Source organism: Mediterraneibacter sp. (assembly GCF_030825015.1).
In the GTDB taxonomy this organism is placed as follows: domain Bacteria; phylum Bacillota; class Clostridia; order Lachnospirales; family Lachnospiraceae; genus Mediterraneibacter.
In genome coordinates this window covers 5,160-22,701 of the sequence record NZ_JAPJQP010000013.1, presented here as the reverse complement: position 1 = coordinate 22,701, position 17,542 = coordinate 5,160, and the positions used below count along the sequence as shown (strand labels likewise).

Annotated in this window: 11 protein-coding genes; 10 read left to right on the top strand and 1 reads right to left on the bottom strand. The window is 43.9% G+C overall.

Annotation, left to right across the window (positions count from 1 at the left end; translation table 11 throughout):
• The first annotated feature begins 12 nt into the window (after positions 1–12).
• The 4 genes from RCH61_RS06885 (at position 13) to RCH61_RS06870 (ending at position 5,983) form a co-directional block, all read left to right on the top strand.
• Positions 13–3,486, top strand: a complete 3,474-nt coding sequence (locus RCH61_RS06885; RefSeq protein ID WP_178006968.1) for a DNA polymerase III subunit alpha — start codon at positions 13–15, stop codon at positions 3,484–3,486.
• Positions 3,487–3,579: 93 nt separating this feature from the next.
• Entirely contained in the window at positions 3,580–4,590 is a 1,011-nt protein-coding gene (gene pfkA, locus RCH61_RS06880; protein WP_178006970.1) for a 6-phosphofructokinase, read from the top strand.
• Between the two features lie 75 nt (positions 4,591–4,665).
• Positions 4,666–5,493 carry a glutamate racemase gene (gene murI / locus RCH61_RS06875; protein WP_178006972.1) on the top strand — a complete coding sequence of 276 codons (828 nt, stop codon included), beginning with the start codon at positions 4,666–4,668 and terminating at the stop codon, positions 5,491–5,493.
• Positions 5,494–5,497: 4 nt separating this feature from the next.
• Positions 5,498–5,983, top strand: a complete 486-nt coding sequence (locus tag RCH61_RS06870) for a DUF1934 domain-containing protein (protein ID WP_178006974.1) — start codon at positions 5,498–5,500, stop codon at positions 5,981–5,983.
• 94 nt (positions 5,984–6,077) lie between these two features.
• Here the strand turns inward: RCH61_RS06870 and RCH61_RS06865 are convergent, their stop codons facing one another.
• Entirely contained in the window at positions 6,078–6,509 is a 432-nt protein-coding gene (locus RCH61_RS06865; protein ID WP_178006976.1) for a hypothetical protein, read from the bottom strand.
• Positions 6,510–6,678: 169 nt separating this feature from the next.
• Between RCH61_RS06865 and cls the strand changes: the two genes are divergently transcribed.
• From cls to RCH61_RS06835, 6 genes are all read left to right on the top strand, one after another.
• Positions 6,679–8,154, top strand: a complete 1,476-nt coding sequence (cls, locus tag RCH61_RS06860; protein WP_178006978.1) for a cardiolipin synthase — start codon at positions 6,679–6,681, stop codon at positions 8,152–8,154.
• 133 nt (positions 8,155–8,287) lie between these two features.
• A complete protein-coding gene (gene tig, locus RCH61_RS06855) occupies positions 8,288–9,373 on the top strand; it encodes a trigger factor (RefSeq protein ID WP_178006980.1) in 1,086 nt (361 codons plus the stop codon).
• Between the two features lie 29 nt (positions 9,374–9,402).
• Positions 9,403–10,278 (top strand): aldose 1-epimerase family protein, encoded by an 876-nt coding sequence (locus RCH61_RS06850; protein WP_178006982.1) that lies wholly within the window; start codon positions 9,403–9,405, stop codon positions 10,276–10,278.
• 68 nt (positions 10,279–10,346) lie between these two features.
• Positions 10,347–11,123: a type III pantothenate kinase gene (locus RCH61_RS06845; protein ID WP_178006994.1), complete on the top strand. Its 777-nt coding sequence runs from the start codon at positions 10,347–10,349 to the stop codon at positions 11,121–11,123.
• The gene (gene dusB, locus RCH61_RS06840; protein WP_178006984.1) at positions 11,120–12,079 is read left to right on the top strand and encodes a tRNA dihydrouridine synthase DusB; all 960 of its coding nucleotides are present in this window, start codon (positions 11,120–11,122) and stop codon (positions 12,077–12,079) included. The genes RCH61_RS06845 and dusB overlap by 4 nt, the downstream gene beginning before the upstream one ends.
• Before the next feature lie 327 nt (positions 12,080–12,406).
• The coding region (locus RCH61_RS06835) for a sugar-binding domain-containing protein (RefSeq protein WP_306480250.1) at positions 12,407–17,542 on the top strand (5,136 nt) is incomplete at its 3' end.

Sequence of the window (17,542 nt, the reverse complement as noted above, 5' to 3'; positions counted from 1 at the left end):
ACGAGGTGAGAGATGAGTTTTGCACATTTGCATGTCCATACAGAGTACAGTCTGTTGGATGGATCGAATAAGATAAAAGAATATGTCGCAAGGGTGAAAGCTCTGGGGATGGACAGTGCGGCGATCACAGACCACGGCGTAATGTATGGGGTAATTGATTTTTACAGAGAAGCGAAAAATCAGGGAATTAATCCAATCTTAGGCTGTGAGGTATATGTTGCCCCGAACTCCCGGTTTGACCGGGAAGTGACCGGCGGGGAAGACCGGTATTATCATCTCGTGCTTCTTGCGGAAAATAACGAAGGATACGCTAATCTGATGAAGATTGTATCAAAAGGCTTTGTGGAGGGATACTATTACAAACCCCGCGTAGATAAAGAAGTTTTGCGGGAATATCATAGCGGCATCATTGCGTTGAGCGCCTGTCTGGCGGGGGAAGTGTCCCGATATCTGATGAAAGGGCTGTATGAGGAAGCGAAGAAAGCTGCATTGGAATACAGGGATATTTTCGGGGAAGATCATTTCTATCTGGAACTGCAGGATCACGGACTGCCGGATCAGGCACTTGTAAACCAACAGCTTTTGAAAATGTCGCAGGAAACAGGAATCGAGCTTGTGGCGACAAATGATGTGCACTATACTTATGCGGAAGATGAGAAAGCACATGATATTCTTCTTTGTATTCAGACAGGAAAGAAATTGTCGGATGAGAACCGGATGCGCTACGAGGGCGGACAGTATTATGTGAAATCCGAAGAGGAAATGGGGGCTCTTTTCCCATATGCGCTTCAGGCGCTTGACAATACACAGAAGATTGCAGACCGCTGCTTTGTGGAGATTGAATTTGGCGTGACAAAACTTCCGAAATACGATGTTCCAAGCGGGTATACTTCATGGGAATATCTTCAGAAATTATGTTATGAAGGACTTGAGAAACGCTATGGAGAACGGGCGGATGAACTGAGGGAACGGCTTGATTATGAACTGGGCACGATCAAGAATATGGGGTATGTAGATTATTTCCTGATTGTGTGGGATTTTATAAAATATGCAAAAGATCATGGGATCGCAGTCGGACCGGGGCGCGGATCTGCGGCCGGAAGCATTGTTTCTTATTGTCTGGAGATTACGACGATCGATCCGATCCGGTATCAGCTCCTGTTTGAGCGTTTCCTGAATCCGGAACGTGTTTCCATGCCTGATATCGACGTGGATTTCTGTTACGAACGCAGGCAGGAAGTGATTGACTATGTTGTGAGAAAATATGGAAAAGACAGAGTTGTTCAGATTGTGACCTTTGGAACTTTGGCGGCGCGCGGGGTGATCCGCGATGTAGGGCGGGTGATGGATATGCCTTATGCGTTTGTAGATTCGATTGCGAAGATGATTCCGCAGGAGCCGAAGATGACGATCGATAAGGCGTTAAAAGTAAATCCCGAACTGCGTAAGACGTATGAAGAGGATGAAGAAGTAAAGTATCTGATCAAGATGGCGAGAAGGCTGGAGGGACTTCCCAGACATAGTTCCATGCATGCCGCAGGTGTTGTGATCAGTCAGAAGTCGGTGGATGAGTATGTTCCTCTTTCGAGGGCGGCAGATGGATCCGTAACGACACAGTTTACGATGACTACTTTGGAACAGCTGGGACTTTTGAAGATGGACTTCCTCGGACTGCGTACACTGACTGTTATACAAAACGCAGTGAATATGGCGAGAAAGAAAGACCCGTCAGTCAGCATGGATACGTTGGATTATGACGATAAAAAGGTGCTTGAGTATATCGGATCGGGAAAGACAGACGGGATCTTTCAGTTGGAAAGCGCGGGAATGAAAAGCTTTATGAAAGAACTGAAACCGGACAGCTTGGAAGATATGATTGCCGGAATTTCTCTTTATCGCCCGGGGCCGATGGATTTTATTCCTCAGTACATCAAAGGAAAGAATGATGCTACGTCGATCACTTACGATTGTCCGCAGCTGGAGCCGATTCTGAAATCGACCTATGGCTGTATCGTTTACCAGGAACAGGTTATGCAGATCGTGCGGGATCTTGCCGGATATTCGCTTGGAAGAAGCGACCTTTTAAGACGCGCTATGTCTAAGAAAAAGGGCGATGAAATGAAGCGGGAGAGGCAGATTTTCCTATATGGGGATGAAGGTTCTGATATTCCGGGATGTATTAAGAACGGAATTGATGAAAAGACGGCGAATAAAATATACGATGAGATGCTGGATTTCGCAAACTATGCATTCAATAAGTCGCATGCCGCCGCGTATGCGGTCGTAGCGTATCAGACGGCATGGCTGAAATATTATTATCCGGTCGAATATATGGCGGCGCTTATGACATCGGTCATTGATAATCCGTCGAAGGTAGCTGAATATATCTACGCAAGCAGGCAGATGGGAATACAGATCCTTCCGCCGGATATTAACAAAGGGGAAGCGGATTTCTCAGTTGACGGACAGAATATCAGATATGGTTTGGCGGCGATCAAGAGTATCGGAAGACCGATCGTTCATGCAATGCTTGAAGAGCGGAATACTTTCGGAACATATAAAAATCTCGAAGATTTTATTACCCGTGTTTCTTCAAAAGAAGGATTGAATAAAAGAACGATCGAAAACCTGATCAAAGCCGGGGCACTGGATGCTCTTGGCGGGACGAGAAAACAGTTTATGAGTATTTACATTCAGATCTTAGATCATGTGAATCAGGAGAAAAAATATTCTATGTCAGGTCAGATGAGCCTGTTTGACTTAGTGGGGGAAGAAGAAAAAGCAGATTTTCAGATCAAGATGCCTGACGTAGGCGAGTACACAAAAGAGAATAAGCTTGCATTTGAAAAAGAAGTGCTTGGGATCTATATTAGCGGTCATCCGCTGGAAGAATATGAAGAGCGTTGGCGGAGAGTGATCTCGGCTACGACGGCGGACTTCCAGTTTGATGAAGAACTGAATAGAACAAAGGTGCATGACGGGCAGAAGTCCATCATTGGCGGGATGATCGTCGATAAGACAACGAAATATACAAAGACGAATCAGGTGATGGCGTTTCTTACGCTGGAAGACTTGCTGGGAACGGTGGAAGTTGTTGTTTTCCCGAGGGATTATGAGAGGAACCGACGCTGGATGGAACTGAATGAGAAAGTATTCATTAGCGGAAGAGTTTCTGAGGAAGATGAAAAGGCAAGTAAATTAATCTGTGAGAAAGTGATTCCTTTTGAGAGTACGAAGAAGGAATTGTGGATTCAATTCCCGGATAAAGCAACGTTTCTTGATGAGGAGCAGATCGTCTACGGATATTTGGCAGATTCGGAAGGAGAAGATGAAGTTGTGATATACTGTGCGAAGGAACGGGCAGTAAAAAGGCTTCCGAAAAACCGCAATATTCAGATCAATGAGCAGATTTTGAGCAGATTAATGAACCATTTTGGTGAAAGTCGGGTAAAAGTGGTTGAAAAAGCTATTGAAAACCACTTCTAAATAAGGTAGAATAATTTTCGAATATTATTGTTAAAAAAATTACAATGAATAAATATTATTAATAGCGTCACTTTGCAGAAAGGTGGAAAAATCATGGCAGAGAATCAAAAAGAAAAGTACTTAGAGGAGATTGAAGATCAGATCCGTACAATCGGAGTTCTTACAAGTGGTGGAGATGCACCGGGTATGAACGCGGCAATCCGTGCGGTTGTAAGAACGGCGCTTGCCAGAGGATTGAAAGTTCGCGGTATCAGAAGAGGATTTCACGGACTTCTGAAAGAAGAGATCATTGATCTGTCGGCGCGTGATGTGTCCGAGAAGATTCAGCGTGGAGGTACGTTCCTTCAGACAGCGCGCTGTAAATCTATGCGTACAGAAGAAGGACAGCAGAAAGCTGCTGCAATCTGTAAAAAATATGGTATTGACGGTCTTGTGGTTATCGGCGGAGACGGTTCTTTTGCCGGAGCACAGAAACTTGCAAACCTCGGTGTGAATACGATTGGAATTCCGGGAACGATCGATCTCGATATTGCCTGTACAGATTATACGATCGGATTTGACACGGCTGTAAATACAGCGATGGAAGCGATCGATAAAGTTCGTGATACATCAACGTCTCATGAGAGATGCAGTATCATTGAAGTTATGGGACGCGATGCGGGATATTTGGCATTGTGGTGCGGTATCGCCAATGGAGCAGAGAGAATTCTTATGCCGGAAGAGCATGACTTTGACGAGCAGGAGATCATTGACGATATTCTGAAGAATAAGAAACGCGGTAAGAAAAATTATATTATCATCAACGCAGAAGGTATCGGTGATTCGATCAATATGGCGAAGAGAATCGAAGCTGCAACAGGAATTGAGACAAGAGCTACCATTCTCGGACACATGCAGCGTGGAGGAAGCCCGACATGTAAAGACAGAGTTTACGCGTCAATTATGGGAGCTATGGCAGTGGATCTTCTCTGCCAGGGAAAAACAAACCGTGTGGTAGGATATAAGAACGGCGAGTATGTTGATTTTGATATCGAAGAAGCATTGGCGATGAAGAAGACAGTATCCGAATATCAGTATGAAGTGGCAAAAACACTTGCTCTGTAAGAAAAATTCGTTATATATTTATAAAAACATGCCGGTATAAAGTTTATACCGGCTGTTTCCACGATGGAGGGAATCATGCGAATAGACTGTAAAAAGACCGCGCCTGTCGGAGTTTTTGATTCCGGGGTAGGCGGACTTACGGTTGCGAGGGAGATATCCCGGCAGCTTCCGAATGAAAATATCGTATACTTCGGAGATACGGCGAGGGTTCCGTACGGAAGCAAGTCGCAGAATACAATTATCCGTTTTTCGGAGCAGATTATCCGGTTTTTGAAGACAAAACAGGTGAAAGCAATCGTGATCGCCTGTAATACGGCAAGCGCTTTGGCGCTGGATGCCGTGCGCGATGAATTTGATATTCCGATCATGGGAGTTGTTGTTCCGGGGGCTCGGGCTGCCGTGGAAGCGACGAAGAATCAGAAAGTCGGAGTGATCGGGACAGATGCGACAGTGCAAAGCGGGATGTATACAAAGATCATCCAAAGGATGGCTCCGGATATTGAAGTGATCGAAAAGGCGTGTCCGCTCTTCGTACCTCTGGTAGAAGAAGGATTTAAGGAACATGTCGTTACAGAAGAAGTGATCGAGTATTATCTTGACTCCATGAGACATACGCAGATTGACGCGATGATTCTCGGATGTACGCATTATCCGCTTCTCAGATCTAAAATACGGGATTATCTCGGAGAAAGGATTCAGATCGTGAATCCGGCTTATGAGACGGCGATGGATTTGAAAAAGCTTCTGCATGAACAACAGATGGAAAATGACGGGAAAGACGGACAGCACAGCGTGTATTCGTTTTATGTAAGCGATGCGGCAGAGAAATTCCGCAAGTTTGCAAATACAGTGATGCCGTTTGATGTGCCGACAACGAATGTAGTAAATATTGAGGAGTATTAGATCAATGACGAAAGAGGTATTAGTCAGCATTTCGGGAAAACATATCGATATTATGGATGATCCGGCGAGAGGGTATGAAGTCGGGGACGATGGGATCGAAGTTGTCACTCCGGCAAGTTATTACTGGCGAAACGGAAAACATTATATTCTTTATGATGAAGTTCTTGAAGGAATGGCGGGCACGATCAAGAATAAGATCAAGATTACCGGAACAGATTGTCTTGAGATTATGAAAAGTGGTGTCACGTCTTCTCATATGGTATTCGAAAAGAATAAGAAAAATCTGACGTATTACAAAACGCCTTACGGTCAGATGCTGGTTGGTGTCAATACAAAGAACATGGAAATTAACGTGGACGAGGAACGGATCGGTGTGAAAGTCGCATATGAACTGGATGTGAATCATGAACCGTTGGCAGACTGCCGTATTAATATGAGCATTGTTCCGAGAAACAGCAAAGGGGTTTCTATGCAGTTAGACCTCAAATAGGCGGATAAAAGAGCGATGTATTCGTTTTGGATCGGTTACAGAATAAAAAAACAGGTGTCATAGGAAAATGTTTCCTTTATGACGCCTGTTTTTCTTATTTTTTGAAAAATCCTTTTTTCTTTACAGGTTGTTCGATCGAACCGCCGCGTACGCTTTTGATCTCTGTTATGTAGAGTCCGCTTACAACTGCTTTGACTTCTTTTTTTACCGGAAGAACTTCAAACACTTTGTTCTCACACATAAGAGTCATAATCTTCGCTCCGATCTTTGCTTTTACAACCGGAACTTTTGTGCGGCGAAGATACTTCGGTGTGTTGTCTACGACTACCTGAGGAAGTCCCGCTTCTTTCAGTCTCAGTTTCTTTTTATCGATGATGAGCATGCTGACAACCTGTGCCGCAGCCGCCATCTGCTCCTGCTGTTCTGCCTGTTTTTTCTCGGCCTTCTTTCCGAAAATGTAAAGACCAACGAGCACTGCGACTAATATCACGAGAATGACGATCATCACAATGGTGAATGTACTCATGACAAATCCTCCTAAATCTTACTGTATAATGCCGTTTTCCGCATTTACGCAAATAATATTGTACCATTGTTTTTTAAGTAGTGCAAGTAAAAAGGGGTTTACTTTTGAGGGGGTGAACGAGTATACTGTTATAGTACCTAAAAGTACATAAAAAGGAGTTGTGCTATTTATGGCAGAAATGATTTGGAACGGAGCGGTGAGTGTTTATAATTTTATTATGGACAATATCGTCTTGATTAATATTGTTCTTGCGCTGATCATTGTTTTTTTTCAGAGAAGATCTCCGCAAACTGTTTGGACATGGCTGCTTCTGCTTTATTTTATACCGATACTCGGATTTATTCTCTATCTGATCATCGGGCAGGACTTCCATAAAAGCAGGATGTTTAAAGCGAAGGAGATTGAAGGCGAGCTGAAATATGCCGTCCGGCGTCAGGAAGAGACGATTTATTATAAACGGCTGCGTATGGCGAATCCGGAGATGGCGAGGTTTAAAGATCTGATTCTTTATAATCTGGAGGCGGGAGAAGCCGTTCTGACAGATAATAATGATATTCGCATTTATACGGATGGAAAAGAGAAGTTCCGCGCACTTGTGGAGGAAATGAAACAGGCAAAACGGTATATCCACATGCAGTATTATATTATCCGCAACGATGAACTGTGGCAGGAAGTAGAAAAAGTGCTGATCCAAAAGGCAAGGGAAGGTGTGGAAGTCAGGATCTTGTTTGACAGCATGGGATGCAGGACGATGAAAAATCGCGATTGGGAACGTTTGGAAAAAGAGGGAATTCAAGTTGCAGAATTTTTCCCGGCGCTTCTTGGTCAGCTTCAGCTTCGTGTGAATTACCGAAACCATAGAAAGATTGTTGTCATTGACGGAAGAGTTGGTTTTGTGGGCGGCTTTAACGTAGGAAGAGAGTACATCGGAAGAGATGCAAAATTCGGGTATTGGAGAGATACGCATCTTTGTATCGAAGGGGCGGCAGTCACTTCGTTGGCCGTACGTTTTGTCCTTGACTGGAATTATGCAGCGAAGGAGAATCTGTTCCTGGAAGATTCGCTTTTTGAGATTCCGAAATATTTAAGAAACGGCAGAGATCCGGTTCAGATCATATCAAGCGGGCCGGACTCGAAGATAAAGATGATTCACGATAATTATTTGCGGCTTATTCATCGGGCGCAGGATCATGTGTATATTCAGACTCCGTATTTTATACCGGATGAATCGATTCTGGATGCTCTTAAGATTGCCGCCAAGTCAGGAGTGGATGTGCGCATTATGATCCCGTGTAAACCGGATCATCCGTTTGTCTATTGGGCAACCTATTCTTATATCGGAGAGATGGTTGCAGCAGGGGCAAAATGTTATGTGTATAACAATGGATTCCTTCATGCGAAGACGCTGAGTATTGACGGCATGGTTGCCTGCGTTGGAACGGCGAATATGGACTTCCGAAGCTTCGGACTGAATTTTGAAGTGAATGCGGTGATTTACAGTGAGCGTACCGTTCAGAGACTGGAACGCGCGTTTGAAAACGATATGACATTGTGTACACAGGTGACGAGAAAAGTATACGATGAAAGAGGACTTGTCATTAAAGCAAAAGAACAGTTCTCACGTTTGCTTTCCCCTCTGTTGTAAGAGGATAAATCAATTAGAAATGAAACATGTATCGTTGGGGAAAGAAAAAAGTCTGAGGGGCAGAAAATACAAGTAATAAAAAATAAATATAAAGGAAGATGCGTAAAATACGCAGATGAAAAGGAGACAAATTATGAAAAAAAGAATTGTATCGATGATGCTTGCAGCAATGATGGCGCTTTCCGTTGTAGGATGCGGAAGCAAAACACTGTCCAACGACTATGTAACGGTAAAACAGTATAAAGGACTTGAAGTAGCGCAGGTAGAAGAGATAGAAGTGACGGATGAGCAGGTCGAGCAGACGATTCAGTCTAATTTGAGCGCGGCGGCAGAAAAAGAAGCAATCACAGACCGGGCGGCAGAGTCGGGAGACTGGGTGAATATTGATTATACAGGATATGTTGACGATGTGGCGTTTGAAGGCGGAACGGCACAAGGAGCGGATCTGGAACTTGGAAGCGGAACGTTCATCGGGGCAGAAGGGGAGTATGCAGGATTTGAAGATCAGATTGTAGGACACAATACAGGGGAAGAGTTTGATATACAGGTAAAATTCTCAGATTCCTATCCGGGACAGGATGTGGCAGGGAAAGTTGCACGTTTCCACATCGTGTTAAACGAGATTTACAAACAGAACACTCCTGAGTTGACAGACGAATGGGTGGCAAGCAACAGTAAGACGTCCAAGACTGCAGATGAATACCGCAAGGAGATCCGCAAACAGATTGAAAGCAGCGCGGAGACGGCAAATGAAACGACATTGAAGTCAGAAATCCAGGAAGCGCTTCTGGAAGAGATTGACGTGAAGAAATATCCGGAAGATGCTGTGGAAGAGCAGAAAGAACAGATGACAAATTACTATACGCAGATGGCAGGTCTTTACGGAATCGAACTTTCTGAGTTTATTACAACATATCTTCAGATGACAGAAGATGAGTTTAATTCAAAAGTAGAAGAAAGCGCACAGCAGACAGCGGCGTTTGACGAGGCGATTAAACTGATCGCGAAGAAACAAAAGCTTGAGCCGTCAGAGAAAGAATATAAAGAAAAATTTGAAGAGTATGCAGAAGAGGTAGGAGCGGACGTAGATACTTATGTTGAGCAGGTTGGAGAGGATGTCCTGAAAGCGGCAATCTTAAGAGAAGCTGTATTGGATTATCTTGTAGATAATTGTGTGCAGGTGGAAGAGTCTGACAGCGATACAGACAGCAGCAAATAAGGCGACTCAGGGAAAGGGAGGCAGAAGCGATGAAATTGGAAAATAAACGGCTCTGTGTTGAGATTTCGGAGCATGGCGCGGAGGTTACACGCATTTATGATAAAGAAAAAAAAGCGGAACTTCTGTGGGAAGGAGATCCCGCATACTGGAAAAGACATTCTCCGATTCTTTTCCCGAATGTAGGAAAAACTTATAAAAACAAAGTGAAGATCAATGGAACTTCTTATCCTACTTCAGCGCATGGATTTGCAAGAGATAATGACTTTAAATGCATTTGCATGAAGCCGGAGAAAGCAGCGTTTCTGCTTGCTTCCAGTGAGGAAACAAAGGAAGTATATCCTTTTGATTTTGAACTGATTGTTACATATTTTCTGAAAGAGGAAAGTCTGATCGTAAAATGGGAAGTGCATAATACAGGAGACGAAGAGATGTATTTTACGATTGGCGGACATCCGGCATTTCGGTTTGAAAAAGAAGGAGAGAAAAAGACAGATTATATGTTGAGATTCCCGAATAAAGAATCGCTTGAATACATTTTGGTCAATCTTGCGGAAAGTGCGGCTGATCCGGATACGGTGTATCAGCTTGAACTGAAAGACGAATGCTGCGGACTGAATGACGAGATGTTTGAAAAAGACGCGTTGATCTTTGACGGCGGTCAGTTTGATGAAGTGTGGATTTATCACAAAGACGGAACTCCGTATGTCGGTATGAAATGCGCAGGTTTTCCTAATTTCGGCATCTGGTCGGTGAAAGACGCTCCGTTCGTTTGCCTTGAACCGTGGATGGGAAGATGTGACAATGTAGGATTTGATAAAGAACTTTCAGAGAAACCATATGTCAATCGGGTTAAAGTCGGGGAAAGTTTTGAACAAAGCTATGAGATCTTGGCGGCAAGAAGCTGAGCAGACAACGTTAAAGATGCATTTTGAAAATGCAGCAGAGGAATCCGGCATGGCAGGAGGGAGATACAGTGCTTCTTACGATTGATATAGGGAATACAAATATTACGATGGGCGTGTTTGAAGGGAAATTCCTGCTCGGGATGTTCCGTATGACGACAAAACGGGCGCGGACATCGGATGAATATGGGTTTACCATATGTGGGATACTGGAACATAGAGGGATTGATCCGAAGCGGATTGACGCGGTGATTATCGCGTCGGTTGTTCCGGATATCATGCACTCCTTTACAAGCGGTATTATCAAATATTTAGGGACAAAGCCGATGATCGTATCTTCGCAGACTGACACCGGAGTTCATGTTGTAACGGAAAATCCGGCGAGAACCGGACCGGACAGGATCGTCAATGCGGCGGCGGGATATGCCATTGCAAAAGGTCCGGCGATCGTGATTGATTTCGGAACAGCTACGACGTATGATTTGATCGGACCGGATTGTACGCTTGAGGCGTGTGTGATCGCACCCGGTATTGAAACGGCGGGTCGTTCTCTGTGGGATGGAGCGGCGATGCTTCCGGCAATTCAGATCAGGAAACCGGAATCAGTGCTTGCATCAGAGACAGTCAGCGGAATGCAGGCAGGACTTGTATACGGAGCGGTCGGACAGACGGAATATATAGTGAAGAAAATGAAAAAAGAATCTGGATATGAAGATGCCTATGTGATCGCGACAGGCGGATTGGGGAAAATTATTGCCGAGGAAACAGAATGTATCGATCTGTACGATCCGCAGCTTACATTGAACGGCTTGAGACTGATCCATGAGAAAGTGCAGAAGAAAGTATGAAGAAGTTAAAAATAGGAAATGTAGAGCTGGAAAACCGATATCTATTAGGACCTATGGCAGGGGTGACAGACCTGCCTTTTCGTTTGCTGTGCAGAGAACAGGGCGCAGGTCTTTTGGGGATGGAAATGGTTAGTGCAAAAGCGATTCTGTATCAGAATAAAAATACAGAGAAACTGATGGAGATACACCCGAAAGAGCAGCCGGTATCTTTGCAGTTGTTTGGCTCTGATCCGAAGATCATGAGTGAGATGGCAAAGCGAATTGAAGAGCGTCCTTTTGCAATTTTGGATATCAATATGGGGTGTCCGGTTCCGAAAGTTGTAAAAAACGGAGAAGGATCTGCCCTGATGAAAAATCCGACTCTTGTGTATGAGATTGTCAATGCAATCGTTAAGGCGATCGAGAAGCCAGTTACAGTAAAGATCAGAAAAGGGTTTGACGATGCTCATGTAAATGCTGTCGAAGTTGCCAAAGCGGCAGAGGAAGCTGGAGCGTCGGCGGTGGCGGTTCACGGAAGAACAAGGGAACAGTATTACAGCGGAAAGGCAGACTGGGAGATCATCAGACAGGTGAAAGAAGCAGTGTCCATTCCGGTGATCGGAAACGGTGATGTGACTACGCCGGAAAAAGCAGAAGAACTTGTACGAATAACCGGATGCGACGGAATTATGATCGCAAGAGGTGCGCAGGGAAACCCGTGGATCTTTTCAGAAATGATCGGAAAAGAAGAAAATGGGGTAACACCGCCCAGACCCGACAAGGATGCTGTTCGAAGCATGATACTTAGACATGCCAAGCTGCAGATTCAATATCGCGGAGAATTTGCAGGTATGCGGGAAATGAGAAAGCATGTGGCGTGGTATACGAAAGGACTTACAGGCGCGGCTGATTTGCGGAGAAGGGTAAACGAGACGGAAACATTGGATGAACTGATGATATTGTTGGAAGAACTCTGAAAATCTGCACAAAAAACGCGCTTTCTTCATCTGTCATATCAAGAGATATATGTTAAAAGTGCCAAAAAGTAAAAACGACCTTACAAAAATGTTGCTGTAATCTATACAAAATAAACAAAGTTTTGTATAATTTATATATTACGCATAGTAACGTGGACGGAAAGGCCGTTTTTTTGTAATGCAAAAAGGCACTATCTGTACGAAATTTATAGAGAAAACAGATAGGATCTTTTGAGAAAATAAGAAGCAGATCCTTTTGTTTTGCGGAACATGCGTGAAAATTCAGAACGAAGGAGTGCTCCGGAATTATAGGGGGCGAAAAAGTTTATGAAAAATCTCAAATGGAAGAAAGTAGGCTCGGCAGTTCTCGCGGCAACTTTAGCGGGAAGCATGGTATTGCCGGCGACAGCCTATGCACAAGGTGAGATCGTTCAACTGGAAGGGGGAACTTCGACGCAGACAAATACAGCGCCGGAGCAGGTGTTCCTTAATAAATACAGCGGAACGGTCAGAACGCAGAACTTCAACGATAACTGGAAGTTCTATCTTGGGGACGCAAGCGGGGCTCAGGCTTCAGCATTTGACGACTCCTCATGGGATCAGGTGAACCTGCCGCATGATTACAGTATCGATCAAAAATATTCGCAGAAGATGGAAGCGGAAAGTGGATATCTTCCGGGCGGTACAGGCTGGTACAGAAAAAGTTTTACTGTAGACAAGAGCTTAGAAGGAAAACGCATCAGCATTGATTTCGGCGGCGTTTACATGAATGCAACGGTCTATGTAAACGGGGAGAAACTCGGTACACATCCTTATGGATATACGGCGTTTTCATTTGATATTACAGATCATGTGAAGTTCGGTAAAGAGAACGTGATTGCCGTTAAGGTAGAGCACCAGACACCGTCAAGCCGTTTTTATTCAGGAAGCGGTATTTACAGAGATGTAGACTTTGTTGTAACAGATGCTGTTCATGTGGACAAGAACGGAACAAAGATTGAAACACCGGATTTGAAAAATCATGCAGACGGCAACAATGTTGCGGTGAAAGTAAAAACAACGGTTGTGAATGAGTCTGAAAACACTGCCTCTGTAAAAGTAAAACATACGATTTATCCGAAGAATGGAACGGCAGAGCAGGCAGTTGCTACTTTTGAAAGCACAGCAGATACGGTTGAGGCCGGAAAATCAAAAGAGATTAGTGCTGAGGATCAGGTTTCTGGTATTAAATTATGGAGTACAGATTCACCGGAACTTTATATGGTAAAAACAGAAGTTCTTGTGGATAATGCAGCGGTTGATACATACGAGACAGATTACGGATTCCGTTACTTTGAATTTGATAAGGATAACGGATTCTCCCTGAATGGAAATAAAATGAAACTTCAGGGTGTATGTATGCATCATGATCAGGGTGCGCTTGGTTCAGTCGCAAATGACCGTTCTACAGAGCGGCAGGTAGAGATCTTGAAAATGATGGGATGCAACTCGATCCGTGTAACGCATAATCCGGCGTCAGATGAATTGATCGATGCATGCAATAAGCATGGAATCTTAGTGATCGACGAGGCGTTTGACGGATGGGTAGCTCAGAAAAACGGTAACTCGAATGATTATTCTAAGTGGTTTAATAAAACAATCGAAAAAGATAATCAGATCATGGGCGCCGCAGACGGTATGACTTGGGCGCAGTTCGACCTTACAGCAATGATTGAACGCGGACAGAACGATCCGGCGATCATTATGTGGTCACTTGGAAATGAGATGTGGGAAGGCACAAGCGGTTACAGCGATGCATATAAGACTGCTCAGGACAATCTTGTGAAGTGGGCGAAAGCAGTTGATACTACGCGTCCAGTGACAACAGGAGATAACAAACTCAAAGGCAATGACACAAATTCAATTACTCTTGGTCAGAGCTTACACGATGCCGGCGGAATCAACGGTATGAATTATTCTCAGCCTTGGAATCAGGGAAAGACTCATTATGACATGATTCATGAAGCACATCCTGACTGGTGCATGTATGGTTCAGAGACAGCATCTGCAGTTAACAGCCGAGGTATCTATAAAGGAATGGGAAATCAGACAGATTATGGTGATTATGATCTGACGTCCTATGACACATCAGCAGTTGGCTGGGGAGCTACGGCAAGCAGCGCTTGGTATGAAGTGATTAAGAGAGATTTCCTTGCCGGCGAATATGTATGGACAGGCTTCGATTATCTTGGAGAGCCGACACCATGGAATGGAACAGGAGAAGGAAAACCGGGTAATGCATCTAGATGGCCGGCACCAAAGAATTCCTATTTTGGTATCGTTGATACTGCAGGACTTCCGAAAGACAGCTATTACTTCTACCAAAGCCAGTGGAATGATGACGTGAATACATTACATATTCTTCCGGCATGGAATGAAGATGTTGTGTACAAGAAAGAAGGAAATAAAGTTCCGGTAGTTGTATACAGTGATGCAAGTAAAGTAGAATTGTTCTTTACTCCGGCAAGCGGAGGAGCCCCGCAATCACTGGGAGCAAAAGAGTTCACAAAGAAGACAACTGCTGCCGGATATACATATCAGATGTATGAAGGAACCGGAAAGAGCAGTACAGAACATGAAAATCTGTATATGACATGGATGGTTCCTTATGCAGATGGTACGATTACAGCGAAGGCATATGATGAAAAAGGTACAGAAATCACAGAAAATCTTCAGGGTCGTACTTCTGTAACAACAGCAGGTGAAGCAAAGAAGCTTAAGGTAGAGACTGACCGCACGAAGATTACGGCGGATGGACAGGATCTTTCTTATCTGACAGTAAGTGTTACAGATGCAGATGGTAACCTTGTGCCGAATGCAGAAAATAAAGTGACATTTGAAGTAAGCGGTGATGGAGTGCTTGCAGGTGTTGACAACGGAAGACCTTCAGATCATCAGTCATATCGGGATGATAATAGAAAAGCATTCAGCGGACAGCTTGTAGGTATCGTTCGTTCGACAAAATCAGCAGGAACAATCACTGTGAAAGTGAAAGCTGATGGACTGGAAGAACAGACAGTGACGATTACAACAGAAGCATCTTCAGACAACACAGCAGAAGAAAAAGCAATCAGTAGTGTAGAAATGTCTAAGAACTATTATGTTAAAGTTGGAAATCAGCCACAGCTTCCGGCAGAACTGGACGTTGTTCTTACAGATAAGTCAGAAGCAAAAGGAAAAGTAACATGGGAGAATGTTACAGAAGAGCAGATCAGTCAGGCGGGTACTTTCAGTGTAGCAGGAACTCTTTCCGTTGACGGTGTTGAGAAGAAAGAGACAGTTTCAGTTAATGTAAATATGATCGACACGGTAGCGGCAATTTTGAATTATTCAACAACGACTTCAATCGGTGTAGATCCGAAGCTTCCGACATCAAGACCTGCTGTTATGGAAGATGGAACAATCCTTACGGCATCATTCCCGGTAACATGGGTAGAACCGGAAGGTGGATATAGTGCAGAAGGAATTGTATCGGTAAAAGGAACGGCAGATGTATTTGGAGAAAAAATGCCAGTTGATGCCAAAGTTCGTGTTCAGAAAGCAACGTATTCAGTAGGGGATAATATTGCAAAAGAAGCGATGAAACTGACACAGGATATTCCATTAGAGATGCAGTCAGATGATTTGGAAGCAATTCGCGATGAAAACAGAACTGTAGATGCAAATCAGGGCGGAAATACGAACTCTACAATGTGGAGTAACTATAAAAACAGTAAAGAAGCTCAGGATAACGATGCTGATATTATATTCCAGTATGCAACTCAGCAAGTATTCAATCAGATCAAGATTTTCTTTAGATCTGACAAACATGCAGCAACTTATCCGGTAGATAACACAACGAAAATATATGTTTCGGAAACCGGAGAAGAAGGAACTTGGACAGAAGTTGAAGCAAAAGAAACACATCCAACAGAACTTCCGGACGTTGGTGTTGTGGAATACACATATGATTTTCTTCCGACAAGCGCTGTATTTGTAAAGATCCATGTTGTGAATAATCCGAATGCAGCAGGAAAGACTGGTGGATTTACATGTACGGGAATTGTAGAAGCAGAACTGTATCGAGCAAATCAGTCTGACTTCACAACAAACACAACAGCGGAACTGAAGAGTCTGACTGTAGACGGCAAAGCAGCTCCGGCAGAAGCGCTTACAGCAGGATCATGGAATGTTGCAGAAAAAGCAGTACAGGAAGTAGTTCCGGAAGGAAAAGACAATGCGGCTGTAACAGTTCTTCCGGCGAAGGATAATGTTGTAAAAGTATTGATTGAATCAGAAGATCATAAGACACGGAACACCTTTGTGATCAACCTCGGAGTAGTAGATCCGGCAGATGACAGTAAGGATTACACCGGAACTATCACTGCGACAGCAGGAAGTACACAGCCTAATAATGGTACAGATATTGAGAAAGCATTCGATAAAAAGAATGATACGTTCTGGCATTCAAGCTGGAATCCGTCAACAACAAACGAGAACCTTTATGTAGTGATGGAACTTGCAGAGGCTCAGAAAGTTGATGCGCTTCGTTATTTGCCGAAGGGCGGCAATATTACAGGCGGAGATCAGAATGGTCGTGTGAAGTCATATACTGTAGAAGTGAGCATGACAGGTGCAGACGATTCTTGGACAAAAGTGGAGATCACACCTGCAACACAAGTTTGGGAAAACGGAACAGATTGGAAGCTTGCCCAGTTTGTACAGCCGGTTGAAGCGAAATTTATCCGCTTTACAGGAGTTGAAACGTATGGTGATGGAGGACAGGCAAACAAGTTTATGAGTGCGGCTGAGATTCGTGTTAAATTAGCAGAAGATGACCCGGTAGTACCGGAGCCGAAGCCGACAGAACTTGTGATTCAGAATCAGCCGACGAAGACAACTTACACAGAGGGTGAAAAATTCGATCCGACAGGACTTAAAGTTGGTGTGAAATATGATAATGGTGAAGTGAAAGATGTAGCTGAATATACTGCAGAAACAGCAGGACAGTTTGCATTTGACCCAACATTGGATACAGCGCTTACTACAAAGAATACGAAAGTGACTGTAACATACAAAGAGAAAACAGCAGACATTATCATTACGGTTAATCCGAAGGAAGAAGAACCGAAGGTAACAGGAATCGAAGTGAAGACAGCGCCGAAGACAGAGTACACAGAAGGTGACAAATTCGATCCGACAGGACTTGTACTTACAGTGAAATATGACAAGGGCGAAGATAAAGAAGTAGCTTACGACGATACAACAAAAGCAGCGTTTGCATTCAGCCCAAGTCTTGAAACAGCATTGAAAACAAGTGATAAGAAAGTAACAGTAACATACGCAGAGAAGACAGCAGATATCACGATTAAAGTAAATGCAGGACAGGTAGAAGAACCGAAGGTAACAGGAATCGAAGTGAAGACAGCGCCGAAGACAGAGTAC